This is a genomic window from Streptosporangium sp. NPDC002544 (assembly GCF_040295965.1).
Classification (GTDB): Bacteria; Actinomycetota; Actinomycetes; order Streptosporangiales; family Streptosporangiaceae; genus Streptosporangium.
This window is the reverse complement of record NZ_JBEOWJ010000012.1, coordinates 165,137-187,174: the sequence shown is the minus strand read 5'-3', so window position 1 is coordinate 187,174 and position 22,038 is coordinate 165,137. Positions and strand designations below refer to the sequence as shown.

At 69.0% G+C, this 22,038-nt stretch carries 20 protein-coding genes; 10 read left to right on the top strand and 10 right to left on the bottom strand.

The window, feature by feature from the left end; all coding sequences use genetic code 11:
- Nucleotide 1 precedes the first annotated feature (1 nt).
- From ABT061_RS20510 to ABT061_RS20500, 3 genes are read left to right on the top strand one after another with little or no spacing between them, the layout of a single operon-like run.
- Nucleotides 2-1,240 carry an ATP-grasp domain-containing protein gene (locus tag ABT061_RS20510; protein WP_350919892.1) on the top strand — a complete coding sequence of 413 codons (1,239 nt, stop codon included), beginning with the start codon at nt 2-4 and terminating at the stop codon, nt 1,238-1,240.
- Nucleotides 1,237-2,541, top strand: a complete 1,305-nt coding sequence (locus tag ABT061_RS20505; RefSeq protein ID WP_350919889.1) for an MFS transporter — start codon at nt 1,237-1,239, stop codon at nt 2,539-2,541. The genes ABT061_RS20510 and ABT061_RS20505 overlap by 4 nt, the downstream gene beginning before the upstream one ends.
- Nucleotides 2,542-2,554: 13 nt before the next feature.
- Nucleotides 2,555-3,601: an FAD-dependent oxidoreductase gene (locus ABT061_RS20500; RefSeq protein ID WP_350919886.1), complete on the top strand. Its 1,047-nt coding sequence runs from the start codon at nt 2,555-2,557 to the stop codon at nt 3,599-3,601.
- A 52-nt stretch (nt 3,602-3,653) separates the two neighbouring features.
- On the opposite strand, the gene ABT061_RS20495 is transcribed toward ABT061_RS20500, so the two are convergent.
- The 3 genes from ABT061_RS20495 to ABT061_RS20485 are packed head-to-tail and all read right to left on the bottom strand — an operon-like array spanning nt 3,654 to nt 5,577.
- Nucleotides 3,654-4,361, bottom strand: a complete 708-nt coding sequence (locus ABT061_RS20495; RefSeq protein WP_350919883.1) for a hypothetical protein — start codon at nt 4,359-4,361, stop codon at nt 3,654-3,656.
- Nucleotides 4,362-4,363: 2 nt separating this feature from the next.
- Entirely contained in the window at nt 4,364-5,197 is an 834-nt protein-coding gene (locus ABT061_RS20490; RefSeq protein ID WP_350919880.1) for an AfsR/SARP family transcriptional regulator, read from the bottom strand.
- Between the two features lie 41 nt (nt 5,198-5,238).
- Nucleotides 5,239-5,577: a hydroxyisourate hydrolase gene (locus ABT061_RS20485; RefSeq protein WP_326641313.1), complete on the bottom strand. Its 339-nt coding sequence runs from the start codon at nt 5,575-5,577 to the stop codon at nt 5,239-5,241.
- Between the two features lie 254 nt (nt 5,578-5,831).
- On the opposite strand from ABT061_RS20485, the gene ABT061_RS20480 reads away from it, so the two are divergent.
- Nucleotides 5,832-5,984 (top strand): hypothetical protein, encoded by a 153-nt coding sequence (locus ABT061_RS20480; protein WP_350919877.1) that lies wholly within the window; start codon nt 5,832-5,834, stop codon nt 5,982-5,984.
- Nucleotides 5,985-6,342: 358 nt separating this feature from the next.
- The gene (locus ABT061_RS20475; protein ID WP_350919874.1) at nt 6,343-9,432 is read left to right on the top strand and encodes an AfsR/SARP family transcriptional regulator; all 3,090 of its coding nucleotides are present in this window, start codon (nt 6,343-6,345) and stop codon (nt 9,430-9,432) included.
- Nucleotides 9,433-9,691: 259 nt separating this feature from the next.
- Here ABT061_RS20475 and ABT061_RS20470 read toward each other — a convergent pair whose 3' ends face one another.
- The 4 genes from ABT061_RS20470 to ABT061_RS20455 form a co-directional block, all read right to left on the bottom strand.
- Nucleotides 9,692-11,332 carry a DUF885 domain-containing protein gene (locus tag ABT061_RS20470; RefSeq protein WP_350919871.1) on the bottom strand — a complete coding sequence of 547 codons (1,641 nt, stop codon included), beginning with the start codon at nt 11,330-11,332 and terminating at the stop codon, nt 9,692-9,694.
- 261 nt (nt 11,333-11,593) lie between these two features.
- A complete protein-coding gene (locus ABT061_RS20465; protein ID WP_502991460.1) occupies nt 11,594-12,064 on the bottom strand; it encodes an ISAs1 family transposase in 471 nt (156 codons plus the stop codon).
- Nucleotides 12,065-12,199: 135 nt separating this feature from the next.
- Entirely contained in the window at nt 12,200-13,972 is a 1,773-nt protein-coding gene (locus ABT061_RS20460) for a reverse transcriptase domain-containing protein (protein WP_350919868.1), read from the bottom strand.
- 168 nt (nt 13,973-14,140) lie between these two features.
- A complete protein-coding gene (locus ABT061_RS20455) occupies nt 14,141-15,400 on the bottom strand; it encodes a transposase family protein (protein ID WP_350919865.1) in 1,260 nt (419 codons plus the stop codon).
- 265 nt (nt 15,401-15,665) lie between these two features.
- Here ABT061_RS20455 and ABT061_RS20450 point away from each other — a divergent pair, with 265 nt between their 5' ends.
- The 5 genes from ABT061_RS20450 (at nt 15,666) to ABT061_RS20430 (ending at nt 18,747) form a co-directional block, all read left to right on the top strand.
- On the top strand, nt 15,666-16,445 hold the full coding sequence (locus tag ABT061_RS20450) for a helix-turn-helix domain-containing protein (RefSeq protein WP_350919862.1): 780 nt from the start codon (nt 15,666-15,668) through the stop codon (nt 16,443-16,445).
- Complete coding sequence (locus tag ABT061_RS20445) at nt 16,436-16,675, top strand: DUF397 domain-containing protein (RefSeq protein WP_350919859.1); 240 nt, start codon at nt 16,436-16,438, stop codon at nt 16,673-16,675. Before ABT061_RS20450 ends, ABT061_RS20445 begins: the two co-directional genes overlap by 10 nt.
- A 307-nt stretch (nt 16,676-16,982) precedes the next feature.
- The gene (locus tag ABT061_RS20440) at nt 16,983-17,345 is read left to right on the top strand and encodes an arsenate reductase family protein (RefSeq protein ID WP_350919856.1); all 363 of its coding nucleotides are present in this window, start codon (nt 16,983-16,985) and stop codon (nt 17,343-17,345) included.
- 218 nt (nt 17,346-17,563) lie between these two features.
- Complete coding sequence (locus ABT061_RS20435; protein WP_350919853.1) at nt 17,564-18,127, top strand: RNA polymerase sigma factor; 564 nt, start codon at nt 17,564-17,566, stop codon at nt 18,125-18,127.
- A gap of 2 nt (nt 18,128-18,129) precedes the next feature.
- The gene (locus ABT061_RS20430) at nt 18,130-18,747 is read left to right on the top strand and encodes a hypothetical protein (protein ID WP_350919850.1); all 618 of its coding nucleotides are present in this window, start codon (nt 18,130-18,132) and stop codon (nt 18,745-18,747) included.
- 29 nt (nt 18,748-18,776) lie between these two features.
- Here ABT061_RS20430 and ABT061_RS20425 read toward each other — a convergent pair whose 3' ends face one another.
- The 3 genes from ABT061_RS20425 to ABT061_RS20415 all read right to left on the bottom strand — a co-directional run bounded on the left by ABT061_RS20425 (nt 18,777) and on the right by ABT061_RS20415 (nt 21,980).
- On the bottom strand, nt 18,777-19,562 hold the full coding sequence (locus ABT061_RS20425; protein ID WP_350919847.1) for a nickel/cobalt transporter: 786 nt from the start codon (nt 19,560-19,562) through the stop codon (nt 18,777-18,779).
- On the bottom strand, nt 19,559-20,224 hold the full coding sequence (locus ABT061_RS20420; protein ID WP_350919844.1) for a hypothetical protein: 666 nt from the start codon (nt 20,222-20,224) through the stop codon (nt 19,559-19,561). The genes ABT061_RS20425 and ABT061_RS20420 overlap by 4 nt, the downstream gene beginning before the upstream one ends.
- Nucleotides 20,225-20,303: 79 nt before the next feature.
- Nucleotides 20,304-21,980, bottom strand: coding sequence for a purple acid phosphatase family protein (locus ABT061_RS20415; protein WP_350919841.1), 1,677 nt, complete (start codon nt 21,978-21,980; stop codon nt 20,304-20,306).
- Nucleotides 21,981-22,038 lie beyond the last annotated feature (58 nt).

The window sequence follows — 22,038 nt, the reverse complement described above, 5'->3', positions numbered from 1 at the left end:
GATGACCACCGACACCAGGCCGCTGATCCTGGTGGTCTCGACGGGAATGCGGCACTACCGCGAGTACCTGCTGCGCTCCATCGCCACCGAATACCGCATTCACCTCCTGGTGACCGCCGAACCCGGCTGGGAGCAGGAGTACGTCACCGGCTGGACCGTGGTCGCCGACACGACCGACGGCCCCGCGATGGCAGGCGTCGCACTGGAACTGGCCGCCCGCGAACCCGTGCACGGGGTGCTCTGCTGGGACGAGGCCAGGATCCTGGCCGCCTCGTACGTCTCCGAGGCCCTCGGCCTGCCCGGCGGCGACCCCGAGATGGTGCGCCGCTGCCGCGACAAGCACCGCACCCGTGTCGCGCTCGACGCACTCGGCGTGCCGCAGCCCAGGTCGCTGGCCGTCGCCACGCTGGAAGAGGCCCTGCGGGCCGCGGAGGAGGTCGGCTATCCGGCCATCCTCAAACCGCGTGGCCTCGGCGGCAGCCTGGGTGTGATCAGGGTCGAGGACCCCTCGGAGCTGGCGGAGCGGTTCGCCTTCGTCCGGGAGCTGACGGTCCCCGACGGGGCGACCTACGAGATTCCCGTCCTGGTCGAGGAGTTCGCCGACGGCCCCGAGGTCAGCGTGGACGCCGTCGTCCAGGGCGGCGTGGTGACCCCGCTCTTCCTCGGCAGGAAGGTCCTGGGCTACGAGCCGTACTGCGAGGAGGTGGGTCACTTCGTCGACGCCCAGGACGCGCTCCTGCAGGACCCGGAGTTCTGCCGCGTCCTGCAGGACACGCACACCGCTCTCGGGTTCACCGACGGGTTCACCCACACCGAGATCAAGCTCTCCTCCAGGGGACTGCGCGTCATCGAGGTGAACGCCCGCCTGGGCGGGGACATGATCCCCTACCTCGGGCTGCTCACCACCGGGATCAACCCCGGCCTGGCCGCCGCCGCGGTGGCCTGCGGCCGCACCCCCGCGCTCGCCCCCGAGCGCAAGCTCGTGGGCGGGGTGCGCTTCTTCTACGTCGCCGAGGACGACACCACGATCGAGTCGATCGAGTTCGACGAGACCGGCCTGCCCCCGGAGATCGACAGGGCGGTCCCGGTGGTCGCCCCCGGGGCGACCGTCTCACCACCGCCCAAGGGCACCCTGTGGGGGCGTATCGCCTACGCCACCGCGCTGTCAGAGACCGTCGACGAATGCCGGGCGGCGCTGGACGCCGCCGAGGCCTGCCTGAAGGTGAGGGCAACAGCGTGACCGCCGTTATCGAGAACGAGAAGAACATGCCTCCTGAGCCCCCGGCCAAGCCGGACGACGGGGTGTTCGTCACCCTGCGGGAGACCCCGCGCGCCGTCAAGGCGCTGCTCTTCGGTGGCTTCATCAGCAGGCTCGCCGCGTTCATCCAGATCTACCTGGTGCTCTTCCTGACCGACCGGGGTTTCTCCGCCACCCAGGCCGGGCTGGCGCTGGGCGTGTACGGAGCCGGCGCGGTGGTGGGCTCGTTCGCCGGCGGATCGCTGTCCGACCGTCTCGGTGCCCGGACGGTCACGCTGATCAGCATGGGCGGTTCCGCGCTCCTGATCGTGTCCATCCTGTACGCCCCGACCTACGCGCTGCTGCTCGCCGCGGTCTTCCTGGTCAGTACGGTCGGCCAGTTCTACCGGCCGGCGGCCCAGACCATGCTGACCGAGCTGACGCCGAGGCACCGGGTCGTGATGATCACGGCGATGTACCGGCTCGGCCTGAACCTCGGTATGACCGCCGCCCCGCTGATCGGCGCCGCGCTGCTGTCCGTCTCCTACAACGCGCTCTTCTGGGGCGAGGCCGCCGCGGCGCTGATCTTCGGCGTCACCGTGATGTTCGCACTGCCCAAGCGCGCCGCGCACGCCGCGTACGTGGCGAAGGAGCAGGAGGCGGTGGCGGCGGAGGCGGACCCGGCGACGCGGGGCCGCTCCGGCTACCTCGCGGTGTTCGCCGACTGGCGCTACAGCGTCTACCTGCTCGCGATGCTGCTCACCTCCATCGTCTACTGCCAGTACACGGCCACCCTGCCGCTGGACATCTCCGCCGCCGGGATCAGCCTGTGGTGGTACGGCGCGGCCGTCTCGCTGAACGGCTTCATCGTCATCACCTGCGAGCTGGCGATGACGAAGATCGTGCAGAAGTGGCCGATCCGGCTGACCGCGCTGCTCGGCCTCGGCCTGGTCTCGGTCGGCTACGCGATCTACGCGATATCCCCGCTCCCGATCTGGTTCATGATCGGCACCCTGGTCTGGACGCTCTCGGAGATCATCGGCGGGCCCACCACGTTCGCCTACCCCGCCCTGGCCGGCCCCGAGCGGCTCCGCGGCCGCTACATCGGCGCCATGCAGAGCGTCTTCGGGCTCGGCACCGCGATCGGGCCGGTGATCGGAACCCTGGTGTGGTTCCAGGTCGGACGCTCGGTGTGGCTGTGGGCGGCCCTGGTCTCCGCGATCGCGACCGTGGCGGGCCTGATCGGCATGCGTGACCCGCACAAGGCCGACGAGTCGCGGCCCGCGACCGCCTCGGCGACATGAACGGAGGGATGAGATGCTCAGAATCGCTGTTGTGGGCGGTGGGATCGCGGGGGCCATGCTGGCCTGGCGGCTGTGCGAGGTCATCAGGGGCAGCGCCGTCCACCTGTACACCGGAGAGCCGCACAGGCGGGCCGACGCCAGCTCCGCCTCAGGCGGCCTGACCAGGGCGTTCGAACCAGATCCCGCACTCTGCCTGGAGGCCGCCGACAGCCTGGCCGAGCTCCAGTCGAGTCCGGAGCTGCGCCAGTGGGCCTCCTACCGGGAGACCGGCTCGGTATACCTGCTCCCCGGTCTGGGGCCGGGCACCGAGGGCCTGGTGGAACTGGTGCGCAGCCGCCTGCCCGGCTCGATCTCCCTGATCGGCGGCGAGGAGCTCAGCAGCCGCGGCACGTTCCGCGAGCTGCCCGAGGGAAGCGTGGCCGTCGTCGAGAAACGCGCCGGCTACCTCTCCCCGAACGGCTTCCGCGACCGGCTCCTGGTCGAGCTCGCCCGGTCGGGCGCGTTCGTCACCGACGGGCAGGTCGACGGGATCACCGCGGAGGCCGAGGTTCGCCCCGCCGAGGGCAGCCCGGCCAGGTTCGACGCCGTCGTGGTGGCGGCGGGGGCCTGGACTCAGGACCTGCTCGCCCGCACCGGCCTGTCGGACGCGGGACTGCGCACCAAGGTGATCCAGTACGTGCTCGGGCCCGCGGCCGGGAGGAACCCCGGCGCGTTCGTCGACGACACGTCCGGCCTGTACGGCAGGACGTACGCGGAGGGAAGGATCCTGCTCGGGCTGCCCACCGACAGATGGGACATCACCCCTGGAACCGTGCCGATCGACCCCGCCCTCACCAGCAGGATCCTGGATGTCGCCGAGTCCAGGATCGGGTACCGCCCGCCAGGTGGGGGGGTCAGGGCCGTCACCGCGGTCGAGTGCTACCACCCCACGGGCGGGCTGTCGCTGCGCCCCCTGGCGAAGGGCGTCTACACCTTCACCGGGGGCAGCGGCGGCGCGGGCAAGACGGTGCTCGCCGCGAGCCGCACGGCCGCGCGAAGCCTGGTCAGGTCACTGCGCTGACCATGGGAAGAGGGCCTGGCCGGGGCGCGGTGAACGTCACCGCGACACCCGGTCAGGTCGTCGCGGTGAACACCAGATAGCAGTAGTCGTCCAGCATCTTCGCCAGTGGCCGGCCAGGGCGGCCCAGCTGCACCGCCAAGGCCTCCTCGCCGAGACCGGCCTCCGAAAGGAGGCGCCGCGCCCACTGGCGGCCCAGCCGCAGGTGCGCGCGGTAGGCGTCGGCCGTACGGGCACCGTGCAGGGCGTCGGCGATGGCGGCGTCCCAGGGCATCAGCGCTCGCGGGCGCAGGGCGTGCAGCATCTTGGTCGCCGCGGTCGGCCCCAGCGAGCGGGGTCTGGAGCCGGGGGCCGCCCGCATCGCCGCGAGGTCCGCGTAGCACTCGCCCACCGCGTCGATCTCGGCGTCGCCCAGCTGGGCGAGTGCGACGTCCCGGCCGGGAAGGCGATCCCGCCAGCGCCCCCACCAGGCGCCGGTCTCCGCACAGAAGACGTCCGGCTCGCCCTCGCGCGGGTAGCGCAGCCGGCACCCCCAGGCGTTCAACCAGGTCAGCAGTGCCCGGCGATGGGCCGCGAGCGCCGGATCGACCCACGGCCCGGTCGCCAGCAGCAGCCGTTCCCAGGACCGCTCGGCCGCGGTGTAGCCGGCGAACTCGCCGACCGCCGCGCGCAGGCGCTCCAGGTCGGGCCCCCCGTCCGTGCCGGAGCCTCCCGGGCCGGGAACGGCGGAACGCGATCCCATCTCCCACGTCGGAGTCGTCATGGTCACCGTCCGGTCAACGGCGGCCGGCTCCGGCCCCGCATCAGCGCGGCCAGCAGCCGCTCGGTGCGCTCGTTCGGCTCCACCCCGAGGTCGGTGCGGAGCCGGTGACGGCACACCTCGTACCAGCTCAGGACGCGGCCGAGCTCGTCGAGCTCGCCGTGCATCATCATCAGGGTCTGGTAGGTGGCCTCGTGGTGGGGGTCGACGTCGAGGGTCCGGCGGCACCAGTGCATCGCGGCCGGCCAGTCCTCTCGTTCCAGCGACTCGCTGCGCAGCGCGGACAGCGCGCGCAGGGCGGTCCCGCGCATCCACTGCCGCTGCTCGTTGATCCAGCCGCCGGTCTCGCCGGTGAGGAAGTCACCGATGTAGAGGTCGGCGGTGCGCTGGAACCACGCGATCGCGGTGTCGTGGTCCTTGGCGACCCAGGCGTCCCGGCCCCGGTCGAAGGCGCGCTGGAACTCCTCGATGTCCACCCACGCGCTGTTCGTCCGCAGCAGGTAGCCGTGGTTCTGGTGGAGCAGGGTGAAACCGTCCCTGTCCTCGAACTCGTTGAGCACCCGGCGTACGCCGTGCACGGCCACCTTGAGCGAGCTGGAGTGGTGGTCCGCTCTTTCCGGCCACAGCACCTCGTGCAGCCGGTCCCGGTGGACGAACCGATCACGGTTGACCAGCAGGTACTGGAACAGGGCCCGGGCCTTGCCGGCGCGCCAGTGTGACACGGCCTGCCCGTCGACCTCCAGACGGAAGTTGCTCAGGCAGCGGGCGACGACCGAGGGCGTGCCCTCGTCGGCTCCGGGGTTGTGGGGGCCAGGTACCGCCAATTGTTGAACAGGCATGTTCGCTTCCCTCAGGAGAACGGACTCCGCCGCTCGCGGAGTCAACCGCGGACGCCGAAATACGTCGTGTACGAGTGCGGTGCCAGCACGACCTGGATGTGATAGGGCATGCACTCGTCGTGCATTCTGAACATCACCGTGACCTCCGGATAGGAGGTGGTCATGCCAAGCCCGGCGAAATAGTGGTCGGTGGCGAGGACGAGACGATAGAGCCCGCGCTCCATGAATTCGTCCATCCATTCTTTTACGTTTCCCTCGATGTCGGTCTCTCCCTCGGAGACCTGCTGCCAGTCCGCGCCCACGGCTCGCTCCAGGCGAGCTCGGACACCGGCCGCGGATCGGCCGTAGACGCCGTCAAGTGCCTGCGTGGCGATGCTCATGGTGAGGATACCCATCTTCTGGTCGGGGCCGCGTGACCCGTATCACGCGACCTCGGTCCCATCAGGTTCCACCGGAGCGTTATCCGTCCGCTTTCGGCCCGCTATCCATCGGCTACCGCTCCCTATCTTTCGCCGGCGAATGGGGCGGATGCCGGATCAGAAGAGATCGGATAAAGGCTGGATAGGGGGGCTGCCTACGTTTTGAAGCAGACAGGCGAACAGCAGCCAGAAAGACACGACAAGAGGTGCAGAAAATGCGGAAATTCGCTAGCTCCAACGCGCTCCGGTCCATCGTCGCCGCCGCCGCCATCCTGGGGTGCCTCGGCCTCACCGCCGTCCTCCCCGCGGTCGCCGCCGGCGGGTCCCCGGAGACCGTGGTGCTCGCCAGCAACACCCCCTGGGGCTGAACTGCACCCCCCGCCCGGTGGTCACCGGCGGCGGGGATCCGCCGGAGCGGTCGGAGCCGTCCAAGGCCCGGCCGCTTCTTCGCGTCTCAAACCCACCCGTTAGTCGCAAGTCAGGTCAGACCTTAACAAATCCCCCTGGTTCTCCACCCGACGACGTTGTATGATCCCGGGCAGACAGCGGTTCATACACATAAAAGCACCCGTCGTGATCACTGGGTTATGTGTTCAGGGTTATGGACGGTTGGGATTCGGTATATTTTCCCTGGGTTTAAGTTAATGGTCAGGTGCCTGACGTCTCTCTTACGCAAAACCATGCGGTGATTTCCTGGACAGGCCGCGACTCTGTAAGGAGATTCGGGTGGAGTATCGGATCCTCGGTCCTCTGGAAGTCGTGGCCGGTTCCCAGCGCCTGGATCTGGGGGCACCCCGGCAACAGGTGGTTCTCGCCTGCCTTCTGCTGGAGGCCAATCGCATGGTCACCATCGGGCGACTGACCGACGCGATCTACGGCGACGACCTTCCCAGCACCTCGCGCGCGCAGGTGCAGATCTGCATTTCCTCACTCCGGCGATTATTCGCCGCCCACGGCAACCTCGACGTCATCGCGACCCATTCCCAGGGATACACCCTGCGGGTCACCGAGGGGCAGCTCGACTCCCAGAACTTCGAGAACCTGCTGAGCCAGGCCCGCCAGGCCCGCGAGAACCGCAACCCGGAGGAGGCGGTCAGACACTACCGGGACGCGCTCGCCCTCTGGCGGGGCCCCGCCCTCGACGGCCAGGAGAGCCGGCTCGTGCAGGCGGCGGTCAGCAGGCTGACCGAGCGCCGGATCAACGCCAACGAGGACTGCGTCGATCTGGAGCTGGAACTCGGCAGGCACCACGAGCTGGTCGGCGAGCTCAGCGAGCTCGTCGAGGAACATCCGCTCAGGGAGCGGCTACGCGGCCAGTTGATGCTCGCGCTCTACCGCTCCGGACGCCAGGCGGAGGCGTTGACGGTCTACCGCCGCGCCCGCCAGACGATGATCGACGAGTTGGGCATCGAGCCCAACGAGAGCCTGCAGCAACTCGAGTACGCGATCCTCACCTCCGACGAGAGCCTTGACCCGCCGGAGCGGCAGCAGCAACAACCGCAGCAGCTCCAGCGTCACGGGGAGACGAACGAGGTGCCGGTCGCGCACCGGACCGTGCCCCGGCTGCTTCCCACCGACATCGCGGACTTCACCGGCCGGATCAAACTGGTCGAGGCCATCCGCAGGCAGCTCACGTTCGCCGCGGAGGACCGGCAGCGACTCGCCGTGCCCATCATCGCCGTGGTCGGCAAGCCGGGGATCGGCAAGTCCACGATCGCGGTGCACGTCTCGCACAGCGTCGCCGGTCGCTACGAGGACGGCCAGCTCTTCGCCGACCTGCACGGAGGGGAGTCACGCCCGCTCGGTTCCGGGCAGGTGCTCGAACGCTTCCTGCGGGCGCTGGGCGTGCCGGGCACCGCCATCCCCGACGGGGTGGACGAGCGGGCGGAGATGTACCGCGCGCTGCTCGCCGGACGCAGGATGCTGATCGTCCTGGACGACGCCAGGAGCGAGAGCCAGGTGCTGCCCCTGCTTCCCGGCAATCCCGAGGCCGCGGTGATAATCACCAGCAGGACCCGGCTGGCCGGCCTGCCCGGTGCCGCCCACCTCGACGTGGACCTCTTCGACTCGCGGCAGTCGGTCGACCTGCTCTCCCGTATCGCGGGCGTCGAACGGGTACAGGCCGAGCACGAGGCGGCGGCCCGGCTGGCGGACCTCTGCGGTCACCTCCCGCTGGCGCTGCGCATCGCGGGCGCCAGGCTCGCGGCCCGCCCGCACTGGACGATCGACCAGCTGGTGGGCCGGCTCGAAGACGAGACCCGCAGGCTCGACGAGCTCAAGCACGGGGACCTGGGCATCAGGGCGAGCATCTCCCTGACCTACGAAAGCGTCAGCGAGGACGCACGGAGGCTGTTCAGGCGCCTGGCCATCCTGGAGTTCCGGCACTTCTCCGGCTGGGTCGCCGCCGCGCTGCTCGACAGCGACCCCGCGGACGCCCAGGACCTGCTCGACGACCTGGCCGACACCCAGCTGATCGAGGCGACGGACACCGGGTACGGTGTGCATGGCCAGTACCGCTTCCACGACCTGATCCGCGTCTTCGCCCGCGAGCGCCTCGCCACCGAGGAGGCGGTCGCCGACCGCAAGGCCGCGCTGGAGAGGGTGCTCGGCGGACTGCTCTTCCTGACCGGGGAGGCGCACCGCCGCGAGTACGGCGGCGACTACGTGCAGGTGCACAGCGACGCCCCGCGCTGGTCGCTGCCCGACCGGCTGGTCGAGAAGCTGGTCATGGCCCCCCTGCCCTGGTACGAGCGCGAGCGGCTGACGCTGGTCGCGGGGATCCGCCAGGCGGCGCAGGCCGGGTTCGTCGAGCTCTGCTGGGATCTCGCGATCAGCGCCGTGACCCTGTTCGAGTCGAGGATCTACTTCGACGACTGGCGGGAGACCCACGAGGTCGCGCTGGCCGCCGCCCGGCGGGCGGGGGACCGCAGGGGGCAGGCGGCGATGCTCTACTCGATCGGCTCGCTCTACATCGCCGAGCAGCGGTTCGGAGACGCGCGCCGCGACTTCGAGGCGGCCGCGGAACTGTTCGAGGAGGCGGGCGACGACCTCGGCGTGGCCCTCGTCATCCGCAACATCGCCTTCCTGGACCGGATCAGCGGCCGGCTCGACGACGCCGTGGAACGCTACGAACGCGCGCTGACGATCTTCCGCAGGACCGATGACCAGGTCGCCTCCGCCTACGTGCTGCACAGCGTGGCCCAGATCAGACTGGACTGCGAGGACCTCGACGCGGCCAAGCGACTGCTGAGCGAGGCGCTGGAACTCAGCAGGGTCGGCGGCAGCCGGCGCGTGGAGGCACAGGTCCTGCACCGGCTGGGCGAGACCTACCTCCGCTCGGGAGAGCTGCCGTCGGCGGCCGAGGTCTTCGAGCGGACGCTCACCACGGTACGCAACATCGGGGACCCGACCGGAGAGGCCTACGCCCTGCACGGCCTGGGCATCGCGCGGCTGCGCCAGGGCGACTTCGCCGAGGCCGACCTCACGCTCCAGCGCGCTCTGGAACTGGCGAGCACCATGGGAGAGAAACTGGCCGAGGCGCGGGTCGTGCTCGGCCTCGGCGAGCTGGCGCTGGCCACCGACCAGACCGAACAGGCCATCGGCCGCTTCCACCAGGCCCTCGGCCTGTTTCACAAGATCGACGCGCCGTTCCACGTGGTCCGCGTCCTGGTCATGCTCAGCGAGGCGTACTCGGCCGTCGGCGAGACCGAGGCGGCGCTGAGCGTCTCGGAGGAGGCGCTCGAACTGGCCGACACGATGCCACCCGCGATCGCCGCCCAAATCCGTACCCAGCTGGCGGATCCTCCCGCCACCTGACCTCGGCCGTGCCCGGCGAGAGGCGACGGAGACGGCGCGGCCGCGCTCCCTGAACGGGGCGCGGACGTGTGGTGCGGGTGGCCTGCACGTGATGTGGTGCGGCGGGTCGGTCGCCGGCCCCGGTCGAGTGGCCGTTGTCGTTGTGGGCTGGTGCGGACGGTCAGCGGTGGCCTTCAGGTGATGTCGCCCGGCGGCCGGTCGTCTGCCCTGGCAGGACCGGCCGCCGTCGGCGACATCACCTGAGGTGAGCGGCCGAAGATCAGCCGATCCGGCGCAGGGCGTCGGCCAGGCTGGACAGGCCGACCGGTCCGAGCTCCAGTGCGGCGGTGTGCCAGGCACGCAGGTCGAAGGCGTCGCCCTGGCGCAGCCTGGCCTCCTCACGGGCCTGCACCCAGGCCCGCTCGCCCAGCTTGTAGGCGATGGCCTGGGCGGGCCAGCCGAAGTAGCGCACCACCTCGGCCTCGACCCGGTGCGGCTCGCAACGGCCCCGGTCGCGCAGCACCTCGCAGGCCTTCTCGAAGGTCCACTTCGAGCCGTCGGGGAGCGGCAGGTCCAGGTGGACACCCAGGTCGATGACCACCCGGGCGGCACGCAGCGCCGACCAGTTGAGCATGCCCAGCCGGGTACCGGGGTCGGTGAACCAGCCCAGCTCGTCGGCCAGCCGCTCGGCGTACAGGCCCCAGCCCTCACCGTGGCCGTCCACCCAGGAGACCTTGGCGAACCTGGACAGGCCGTCCCCGGCCATCCGCATCGCGCCGAACTGCAGGTGATGGCCGGGAACACCCTCGTGGAAGATCGTGGTCAGCTCGCTCCAGGTGGCGAAGCGCGTCCGCCCGCCGACCGGCCACAGCGTGCGGCCGGGCCGCGACAGGTCCTCGCTGGGCGAGTTGTAGGAGGCCGCGCCGGAGGTGGAGCTCACGTCGACCTCGGCCACGATCCGCCGCAGCGGCTCGGGGATGTCGAAGTGGGTGCCGTTCAGCTGCTCGATGGCCCAGTCGTGGCGTTCCTGCAGCCACGCCTGGTACTCCTCCAGGGAGTCGACGGCCTGGGTCTCGTTGAGGATCTCGGTGGCCTCCTCGATGGTCGCGCCCGGCTTGATCCGCTCGACCTCGGCGGCCATCTCGGTCCCGATGCGCTCCAGCTCGGCCCAGCCCCACTCGTACGCCTCGCGCAGGTCGATGTCGGAGCCCAGGCTGATCCTGGCCGCGACCGCGTAGCGCTCGGGGCCCACCGCGTCGGCCTCGTCCGCCCTCGGGGCGTACTCCTCGCGCAGGTAGCGCCCGGCGTCGGCGTACGCGGCGTGGGCCGCCGCCGCCGCGCTGAGCAGCTCCTCCTTGACCGGACCCTCGCCGTAGGTGGCGACGAAGGCGTCGTGCGCCGGGGGAGTCCCGCCCGCGCCGGCGAACTGGTCGGCCTGGTCGGCCATGGCCAGTGCCTGCCTGCGAGCGCCCCGCAGGCCCGAGGCCAGGCCGACCTCCAGGCTCTCCCGCCATCCGGCGAGCATCGTGGGGATCGCCGCCAGGCGGGCGGCGACGTCGCGCCACTCGTCGTCGTTGCCGTGCGGGAGGAGGACGACGCTGGAGCGCACCCGGTAGGGCAGCCCGTACGGCGCCGCCACCCAGCGGAGCGGCTCACCCATGTCGTGCCAGCCGAGCTCGGCCTCCAGCCGCTCCCGCAGGTGGGCGGCCGCCCGGACGTCCGACTCCCCGGTCGGGACCAGCTCGTCGAGACGCTTGAGGGTCGTACGGATCAGCTCGGCCCGGGCGGCGCTTCCGGCGGGGCTGTGGTCGGTGGCGGCGACGAAGTCGGACACGATGCCCTCGGCACCTGCCGCGATCGGGTCGAGGGCCGCCCAGCGGGTGACGTACTCATCGCAAAGCGCAAAGATCGGAGTGCTCATGTCCGAAAAGTAGGACCGCTCAACATCCATGCCTTATCGGTTGGCTATCGAGCCCGCGTGACCAGCCCGGTGACGTGCTGTGCGAGCACCTGAGGACGCGGCGAGGACGGGTTCGGAGCGGACCCGCTGGATGGGCGGTCCTGAACTCTCGTCGCGCTTTTTGTCATGCGCGGTGCCGAAGTTTTCCGTGGGGCCGGATTCCGCTTTGGCCTCGTGCAGGGCCCCGGCGTTGATTCACTCTGTCCCGGTTCGTCGGATTGATCAGATGGTGTAGACGGCGAAGGCGTCACCGTAGTCGAGGAGGTCACGGCGGGCATGGGCGATGTTGGCGCGGCCGGCCAGCCGGGCGGTGCTGATCGCCAGGTTTCTGAAGCCGGCGAGCGCTCTGGGCGCGGTTCCTGTCCTAACCTGGGAGTGATCCTCCCGGAATGTCACGTCGCGGACCCAGTGGAGGCGGTTTTCCACGCCCCAATGCGCCCGTTCGTAGTGGTTGAGATGAGCGGGCCCGGCCGCTTCGGCGGGCAGGCTGGTGATGCCGTACACGATTTCCTTGCTGGTCCAGACGCCGTCCAGGTCGCCGACGTCGCGGCGGAGCCGGAAGGCTTGGCGGGCGCCGGGGAACAGGGCGTCGTCTGCTTCGGCGGTGCGGATGGTGCGGCGTTCGGTGCGGTCGTGCCTGTGATCGTCATCGATGGCGGTGGTCGCGGTCCAGTCGGCATCCGGGCCGGTCAACAGAGCCTGGGCGGCCGCGCGGGCCAGCGGCGTGGAGTAAGCCGCGCGGCGCGGTGCCCTCGGTGGGGGCGTCTCCGCGCGGCTTCTCCCCGAACCGGACGTGCGAGTTTCCCCGCATTCGGCTCTCCAGCGGTGCTACTGCGTGATCGACTGCTGGTGGTGGATGGAGGCATGACAGCGGGCGCAGATGATCAGGGTCTTCCGTCGACTGGTCCGCATGGCTTCCACCCATTCCGGTGCGGTCGTGGGGCTGTATCGGTTGAGGTCGGCGATTCGCTTGACGTGGTGGACGGTGATCCCGTCGCGCGAGTCGCATAGCTCGCAGATTCCGGCTGTGAGCCGGGCGATGAGTTGCCTTCCGCGCTGAGTCGGCCAAGCTCCGTCGATAAGACGGGCGTGTTTGCGCCGACGCAGCGGGATGCCTCCGAATCTGGCCGTGGACACCTTGCCCGAGGGGCTGCGCTGAACCGCCTCGAAGCATCGACGTTTCCCGTATGGGGTCACGACGGTTGCTTGGTGGCGGTCTCGCATCGCCCACGGTGGGCGGCGGTGCTTGGCGGCCAGGGTGGAGAACATCGACCGTTCCATCACCGAGCGGAGCTTGTTGAGCCGGTTGATGTTCCCGGCCAGCTGGTAGTACTGGACAAAGCCTCGATACTCCGTGCCGAACACGGCGATGATGTTGTAGTCGCTGGTGCGGATCAGATCGTTGCGGATCAGGGGTTTACTCTGTCCGCGCAGGTAGGTCCGGCATCTGGTCTCGACGGTTTCCGGTGGCACGCCCAGGGCGATGGTGCCGTTGATGGAGCGGCCGCCCCTGGTGTGCCAGGTATCGGCCTGCCGGGTCCAGATGTCGTAGCCGAGGAACCGCGCCTTGTGGGTGCGGGCATGGGTGATCAAGGTTTTCTCGGCGGAGAGTTCGAGCTTCAGCTCCTCGCGCAAGAACGCGGCGAGCTGGTCCTTGATCTGCTCGGCTTCGGCCTTGGGACCGACGAACCCCAACAGGTGATCGTCGGCGTAGCGGATGTAACGCAATCGCCGGTAGCCGGGGTCGTTCACCTCGACGCTGGGGATCGACTTCTGGAGCCTGCGCAGCACCTTGACCTTGTCACGGTCGCCTTTGCCTCGCCAGTAGCCGATCCTCCTGGTGATGTTCCCATACTCCCGGTTTTGACGGCGGACACTTCCGCGAGTGAAGGCCGGGACCAGGCTCTGTTCCACGAAGGTATCGAGCCGGTCGAGGTAGATGTTGGACAGCAGCGGGGAGAGGACCCCGCCTCGCGGCGCACCCGAATACGTGGCGTGCCACCTCTGGTCCTCCAGATACCCCGCCCGCAGCATGTCGCCCACCAACTGCAAGAACCGTCCGTCATGGACGTGTTCAGCCAGGATCGCGAGCATGACCTCGTGATCGAGGCTGCCGAAGCAGTCGGCGATGTCGCCCTCGATGAACCAGGTCGTGCCCGTCCATGTCGAGGCGATCTCGTCGAGCGCGGTATGGCAGCCCCGGCCGGGACGAAACCCGTGTGACCGGGCGGAAAACCGCGGCTCGTAGTACGCCTCCAGCAGCAGCCGCACCACCTCCCCGACCAGTTTGTCCGTCCAGGACGGCAGCCCCAGGGGCCGCCGGGTTCCGTTCTTCTTGGGGATGTGAACCCGCCGGACAGGCGTGAACCGGAAGCGCTCGGCGCGCAGTCGGCCGATGATTTTCCGGATCGCACCCAGACTCATCCCGTCGGGCGTTTCCCCGTCGACCCCGGGCGTCATCGCGCCGTCGTTGGCATAGATACGCCCGTAGGCCAGCAGGAACAGCTGCTCATTGAACAGCTGCCGATACAACCGCTCCAGGGGCAAGCCGCGCTTGCCCCTGTCGCGCAGGACACCGAGCACCACGTCAGCGCTCTGCATTTCGCATACCTCCGCCATCGTTCGGTGTCCGCATTACCTGTGCCCCTTCGCCCTGTGAACGGCTTTCCCGTTCTCCTTGGCCGGTCGTGACTCCGGTGACTACTACGGGCACTCCGTCACCGCCAGCCGCACTGGGACGGTGATCCCACGTTCGTCTCTGACACACGTTCAGCGCAGCCCAGGCGCCCCACTCATCTCCTTGAATGCCCTCATTGGACATCGCTCCCGCCGCGAAGGATGACCAGGGCGAACCAGTACGCCCCGACCACGGCGGGCACCGGTTTCAGGTGCCGTTCCGGTCGCAGTAAAGTGCTGCCGCTGGAGATTGGGGTTCAAGCAGTCAAGCCTTCGCCATACCGCGCGGGTCCCCCGACGCGCCGTCCCAGGCACCTGAACCCGGCCGCCGGTTTCCTGGCATGCTCTGGTCCCTTTCGCCTTTCGGCTCCGGGTAAGCCATCGGACCCAGCAGACCTCCCTTCGAGTCTGTCCCGCCCCTGGCGGGGATGCGTCAGAGCGCCTCGTGGCGCACTGGTTACCCTTCACAATGAGGATGTAGTGGGCGTCCAGATGCTGGGTGATCAGGCGGGCGGTGGCCTTGGTGGTGTGCAGCGCGTCCAGGGTCAAGACCGTCCCGGCCACGTTCAGCCGGGCCGGCAGAGCACGGGCGGCGGGTCCCTCCCCGCGCTTGTCGGCGACCTGGCATTGGCCCAGGATTACGCCGTGCTCGTGGCTGATCGCCCCGACCAGGAAGACCCGCCCGCCCTGCTCGGTCCGGGCGCCGCGACAGGCCTTGCCATCCAGGGCGGCGCCGGGCAGCAGCCCGGCCGGGGCAGGATGGGTGACCTGTCGCTGAACTGCGCGCCGCTGCTCACGCTCGACCGGCCCAGGGGTGTGGGGAATCCGCGGCGCCGGCGCCGCCCGGCGCACCACCTCGGCCACATAGCCGCTGATCGCCGTGTCCAGCGCATCGGAGTCCAGGTCGGCCAGGACCCGACGGAAGGTCCGCTCACTGGGCACGACGAACAGGCCGGTGAACGGATCGGGATAGGCGCCCAGCCGCTCCAGCACCGCTTGCGAGGTCCGGGCGGCCCACTGCCAGATCGCCGCGACGCTGTCACCACCGACCACGAGCGTTGCGCACGCCGTCAACGTCAAGATGACCACCAGCGGATGCCGCAGCCCGCAGGCCGAGCGCCGCTCAGGCACGGCCGCCAACCGGCGCATCAACGCTGATTCCACCACGGCCGGATCAGTCGCCAACTCGGTTTCCCGCAACGCCAGGTCGGCGAACTGGTCAAGGCACGGGACGAGACGAGAGCTGGCCAGGGAAGATGGGGACACGAGCGCGACTCCTGCGGCGATCTTCGGATTCGAGACCTGAAAGATCAGCAGAAGTCGCGCTCTTTCGTCTTCCGCCTGGCCAAACACTCAACGTCGGCATACCGCATCAGAACCCGGGAACGCCGGGGCCCTGGGCCTCGTGCGATACCCAATTATTTCCAGCACGAATAGCGAGGGGCTGATGAGTGGTGATACTCGGTCGGCTCCTCGTGCGTCTTGGGAATCTCTTCTTGTTCTCTGAATTCGTATGGCCAGCATGCCGGGAAATGGTTACGCTTGGTAGTCGAATGGTTACCAGATTCGATGGTTGGGGTTCGCGCCGTTGTCGTTGAACTCCGGCAAGGAGGGCATCGTGGTCAACCTCTACACGCCTCAGGCGATATGGGGCCGGGAGTTGAAGCACTACCGGAAGGCGGCGGGCCTCACCCAGGGGCAGCTGGCCGAGATAATCCACTTCAGCGAGTCCCTGATCAGCGGCGTCGAGACCGGCCTGCTCCCGGCCAGCCCGGAATTCGCCGACGCCTGCGACACGGCCCTCGACACTGGCGGCGCCCTCCGCCGCCTCCTTGACTGGAGGAAGGGGCAGCAGATTCCTTCGTGGTTCGGAAAATGGCGAGACAAGGAGCAGGAGGCAATCGCGCTGCGTGCTTACGAACCCCTGGTGTTCCCGGGCCTGCTCCAAACGGAGGGCTATGCTCGCGTGCTGCTGCGCGATGATGAGGCGGCTGTGGAGGCCCGCCTGGATCGCCAGGCCATCCTCGTTCGCGAAGACCCTCAGCCGCCGACATTCCGATGCGTGATCGACGAGGCGGTTCTCTACCGTCCGATCGGTGGTCCCAAGGTGATGCGGGATCAGCTGGAGCATCTCGTGTCGGCGATAACCCACCGGCTGAGCATTCAGGTGGTTCCGCACGGAATGCACTCGGGCTTGATGGGTGGGTTCGCAATCGCCACGCTGGATGGAGGAAACGACATACTGTATGCGGAGACGGCCGTACGAGGTCTCACCACGAATGACCAGGAAGACGTCGCCGTAGCCGTGGAGCGTTTCGAGGCTCTTCGGAGCGAAGCGTTGCCACTGAGTATGTCTATCGATCTCATTCAGAAGGCGGTAGCGGAAAGATGGACCTGAGTAGCGCCAAGTGGTTCAAATCAAGTTTTTCCGGGGACAACGGCGGAAACTGCGTTGAGGTCGCGGAACTCAAGGACATCGCCGACGGCCCTGATCACAAGGCCGAGCACGCTGCCCTGATCGCCGTACGCGATTCCAAGGACCCCGACGGCCCGAAGCTCTTCTTCACCCCCGCCGAGTGGGACGCCTTCGTCAACGGCGTGAAGGCCAGCGAGTTCGACCTCGGCTGAGAGGTCCCCTCCCGGCCGCCTGGACATTCCCTCCTGGCGGCCGGTTGCCTCCCGGAGACGATCCGCGAGGTCAGACGGGTCTCGTACATGCCTGTCACACGTCGCGTTCCAGGTCCGGGCAGGTCACTCGTGCTTGTCCGCGTTCTGGGCGGCGAGTACTTCGATGGTGGTCGTCAGGCCATGCTGCGGCGGAGGTCGCAGCCAGAGAAAGCCTCACACCCGCGTACCCGGTCCGAGGTATCGCTCCACTACGTTTTCCGCGATGGGTTCCTCTTTTCGCCCGCTGTCCGAGCGCAAAGGAAGACGTATGGAAATCTGGATCAACCCCGACTGTTCCAAGTGCCGCTCCGCGCTGTCCGTCCTGGATGCGGAGAAGGCCGAGTACACGGTCCGCCGCTACCTGGAGGACCCGCCCGACGAGCGGGAGCTTCGCGAAGTGCTGACCAGGCTCGGCCTCGAACCCTGGGACATCACCCGGACGGGTGAGAGCGCGGCCATCGAACTCGGCCTGGCCGACTGGCCCCGCACCCCCGAGAGCCGTGACCGCTGGATCCAGGCGCTGGCCACCCATCCGATCCTCATCCAGCGCCCCATCATCACCGCCGACGACGGACCGGCCGTCGTCGCCCGAACCGAGGAGGCCGTCCGTTCGCTGCTTCCACCCCGGTAGGCGCCGGCGGCAGGCCGGTGCGATCGAACACCTCCGGTGACTCAGGGAAGTACGGCCGGGGCGGCATGCCGCCGATGAGCGTGCGCGGACTGGGCGTAGGGCGCGGTCACGCGGGGCGACAGGCCGGGTCGTCAATGGCGTGATGGTCTTCGGGTGAAGCATTTCGGCCTGGCGCGGTAAGTACAGGTGACCGCATACGCCAAGAAAGGCCGACATGCATGACAATCACCCGCGAAGTCATCGAGGCCGATGACGCGACCCTCATCGAGAGGTCGCTGAACGAGCCGGAGGTCTTCGCCGTCCTGTTCGACCGGCATGCGCCGCTCCTGCACCGCTACGTGACCAGGCGCCTGGGACCCGGCGAGGCGGAGGACGTCGTGGCCGACACCTTTCTGGCCGCCTTCCAACGTCGGGGCGATTACGACAGGGGCCGCCCCGACGCCCGCCCGTGGCTGTACGGCATCGCCTCCAACGTGATCGGCAAGCGGCGGCGTACCGAGACGAGCCTCTACCGCGCGTACATCCGCAGCGGCGTGCACCCGGCGGAGATACCAGGCACGCAGGTCGAGGACGGGATCAACACCCTGGCCGTCAACCGACCGCTGGCGCGGGCCCTGCTGGGGCTCAAACGGGCCGATCGCGACGTGCTGCTGCTCGTCGCCTGGGCCGAACTGAGCTACCAGGAGGTCGCCGATGCGCTCGCCATCCCGCTGGGCACCGTCGCTTCGCGACTCAATCGGGCCCGTACCCAGATCCGCCGAACCCTGGAACAAGGAGAATGACGATGGACGCACTGAAAACCATGTGGGAGACCGTTCCGCCGGCCACCCCAGAGGATCTCGCCGGAGCGAGGCGGCGGCTGCTGAACGGGATGCACACCCGGCGGCGCGTCGTCACCGCCCCCCGGCTGCTGGTCGCGGCCGGTGTCGCGGCGGCGGCCACCATCACACCGCTGATCATCGGAACCGGGACCTCCGCGTACGCGGTGACCAAGAGCCCCGACGGCACGATCACGGTGACCGTCAACGAACTGCGCGACCCCACGGGGCTGCAGGCCGATCTGGGCGCGGCCGGCATCAAGGCCGACGTGACGTTCCTGGCCCCGGGCACGCGGTGCACGGACGGTCGATTCGCCAGCGTGGACCCGGCCTACGGCGGGCCGCCCGTCACCGGACCGGACGAGTTGCGTTCGCTCATGAACGAGTTGCGTTCGCCCAAGGTCACCCGGCCGATCTCCATACGGGAGTTCCGGATCTCCCCGAAGTACATCGAGCCGGACGAGACGCTCGTGCTGGAGTTCCGCGACAACCATGACGCACGCGTGCCCTGGCGACTCGGCGCCTGGCTGGCCCAGGCGGGCACGTCCGTGAAGCCGTGCACACCCATCGAGGACGCCGGCTGAGGGGCCGGATGAGGCTCCCCGGCCGGAGGTCAGCCGGTCAAGGTGCCTACCGCCGCGACGAGGTAGAGGCCGCCGGCGGAGGAGACCGCGAGGCCGGCGGCGGCCGGGGCCCAGGCCATCACCGTGGAAGCCAGTGACCACCTGTGGGTTCCGTGGGCCAGCAGGGTGTAGCCCCGGATCGTCACGACGCCCACGCCGGTCAGGGTGAGGGCCATCCCCACGCCGAAGGCGGCGACGAGCGCGACGGCGTCGAAGGCCCGGCCGGTGAGCAGCCCGCTCATCAGGACGACGAACGCCGACGGGGAGGGCAGCAGGCCGCCGGAGAGGGCGAGTGCGACGAGGCCCCGGCGCGACCAGGGATCCGGCCCGTCCTCGACCTGATGCCCGTGCCCGTGGCCGTGCCCGTGGCCATGTCCATGTCCATGTCCATGCTGCGCCTGGCGCCGGCGTCCTCGGAGGTGGCGGTAGGTCAGGTGGATGCCGACGCAGATGGTGACCAGTCCGGCCAGCACCTGCATCCAGGCGGTGACACTCTCCGTGCCGAAACTCGCGGCGCTGCTGAGTCCCACCCAGGCGAACGCCAGCACCAGCACCGAGAAGGTGTGCATCAACGCGACGATGACTCCCAGGCGCAGCGCGTCACGGTAGTTGCCCCGGGTACCGACCAGGTAGGCCGCGGTGACGCTCTTGCCGTGGCCGGGGGCGACCGCGTGCATCGCTCCGGCGACGAGGGCGACGGCGAGGACCGCCCAGAAGACGCCCCTGTTGTCGAAGAGCGAGATGAACCGGCTCTCGAAGCCGCTGAGCTCCGTCATGATCGCGTACCCGTCGTACTCACCCTGCGCCGGGTGCGCAGCATGACGAACGCGCCCGAGCCGGCCAGCAGCACGGCGGCGCCGACGGCGACGCTCGTCGTCTGCCAGGACATGCCGTTCCCCGCCGTGCCGGAGAAGCTCAGACGCTGGGTGCTGACCGCCTCGGTGAAGAGCGTCTGCTTGGGGGTGGCGGGCGTGTCCGCGATGAGCATCGTCCGGTAGGCCGTGTTGAGATCGGTCAGGGCGGCGACCGTCACCTCCACCTCGGTCACCGGGCTCTGGCAGTCGAAGACGAACCGGGCGCCGTCGACGAGCAGCGCCCGGAGTTCCTCCAGCCGGCTCTCGCACGGCCGGCCGGCCTGGGCGACCGTGATCCTCTCCAGCAGGTAGTCACGGAGAGCCGTTGAGCGCTCCAGCTTCTGCTCACCGGTCAGCTCCGTCGAGACGGTGCCGGTGGACGGGTCCTCGAACGCGCCGAGCGACTGGCCGAGCGCGACCCAGTCGTCCTCGGCCGGGAGCCACGAGATGGTCACGTGCGAGCCGTCGACCCCGATCCGTGCGGTGGACGGCGGTCCGAAGGGATGGGCGGCGGCTGGGGTGGCCCAGCCGGCCAGGGCGCCGACGAGCAGCGCGCCCACCAGCGTACGGGCATGGATTTTCAATGCGTTTCCTGTCCGACAAGGCTCCGGCACGTCCTCAAGGACGGGGCCGCCGTGACGGCGGCCCCGTCCCCTGGCGGGTTTACTTCTCGTCGACCGTGACGGCCGGGCTGGTGATCTTCTGGTTGGCGCTGTCCAGGTAGACCACGTAGGTCTCGCCCTTCTTCAGGTTGCTCGGCACCCTGAAGGTGTAGGTCAGACGGCCCAGCTCATCGGCCTCCTGCGTGCCGATCGAGATGTTGTCGTTCCCCTTTCCAGGGTTGCCGTCGCCCGCCTTCTTCATGAAGACGGACACCTGCTCGGCCGGGTCGTAGCCGTACGCGGAGATCGTGAGCTCGCCGCGGTGCTCGACGGCGGTCTTGTCGACGGTGACCTGCTCACCGACGGTGTTCTCCGCGGTACGGACCTCGTTGACGGTGCGCTCGCCCTTGTTGTTCTTCCGGACGACGAAGCCGTCGTGGTGCTCGCCGTTGGCGTACCGGGCCTCGAACGTGATCTTGTCGGCCTCGATGTCGATCAGCTGGTAGAGCTGGGTGTTCTGGCTCTTGCTGACGACCTCGGCGCCGTTTCCGGTCCAGTTCTCGCCGTTGTTGAGGGCGTACATCTTGCCGCCGGAGACGGACACGACGTAGGCGACGCCGTTGTTGACCGTGACCGACTTGCGGGCGGTCGCCACGTTGCCGCGGCCGTAGGAGTGGTCGTGGCCCTGGAGGACCAGGTCCACGCCGTACTTCTCGAACAGCGGGCCCCACTGGCCGCGTACGGCGGGGTTGTTGCGGGTGCCGGTGGTGGAGTAGACGGGGTGGTGGAAGGTCACCACGGTCCACTTGTTCGGGTTGTCCTTGAGCAGACCCTCCAGCCAGGTGGTCTGCGCGGCCATCAGGGTGGTGTTGCTCTGCACGTTGGAGTCCAGGCCGATGAAGCGCACGCCCTGGTAGTCGACGGTGTAGACGGTCTGCTTCAGCTCCGGGTTACCCGGTCCGTTGTCCGGATAGGGGAACTGCGGACGCCAGAAGGTGGACAGGCCGCCGCTGTACTCGTGGTTGCCGGGGATCGAGAGGTTGTTGACCTGGCTGTCGATGAAACCCGCGGCCTTGTACCACTGACCCCACTGCTCCTCGCTGTTCGCGGAGTCGATGAGGTCACCGGCGTTGACGATCATCTTGGCCTGCGGGCGCTCGGCGAACGCCTGGCGGAAGACGCGCGGCACCGCGGAGTCGATGTAGTTCTGCGCGTCGCCGTAGTAGATGAACGAGAACGGCTGGAGGTCGGCCGCCGCGGTGGTGAAGTCGCTCCACTCGGCCCAGTTGGTGCCGTCGCCGACCCGGTAGCTGTAGCGGGTGTTCGGCTTCAGGCCGGTGAACTCAACGGTGTGGTAGATGGAGGCGTACCCCAGCGTGGTGTTGACCGGGGTGGTGCTGATCGCCTTGACGTTGGTGACCGCGCCCGCGGGCGGTACGACCCCGCCGAGCGCGCGCGGGGCCTCGAGGATCTCGGCCTGCGCGGACCCGGCGTCGGTCACGGCCCGCCAGGTGACCTTCTGGCTGGCCGACGGCGTGGTGGTCGGGGTGAGGATGACCCGGTCGGGCATGGGGGAGGGCTTGTGGATATCGGCGGCGGGGTACTTCGGCGGCGCGGCCGCGCCGAACGCCACCGGGCTGAACGCGAGGCCGCTGGCGATCAGCACGCCCGCGCTCACCGCCGTCAGCCTGGTACGCCGGGATCCGGCGGATCGGGGCAGTTTGGCTTTGCCCATCATGAACTCTTCTCCAAGGAGGGATCACATTCCACCGAGGGAGTGCGGTGGACGTCGGTAT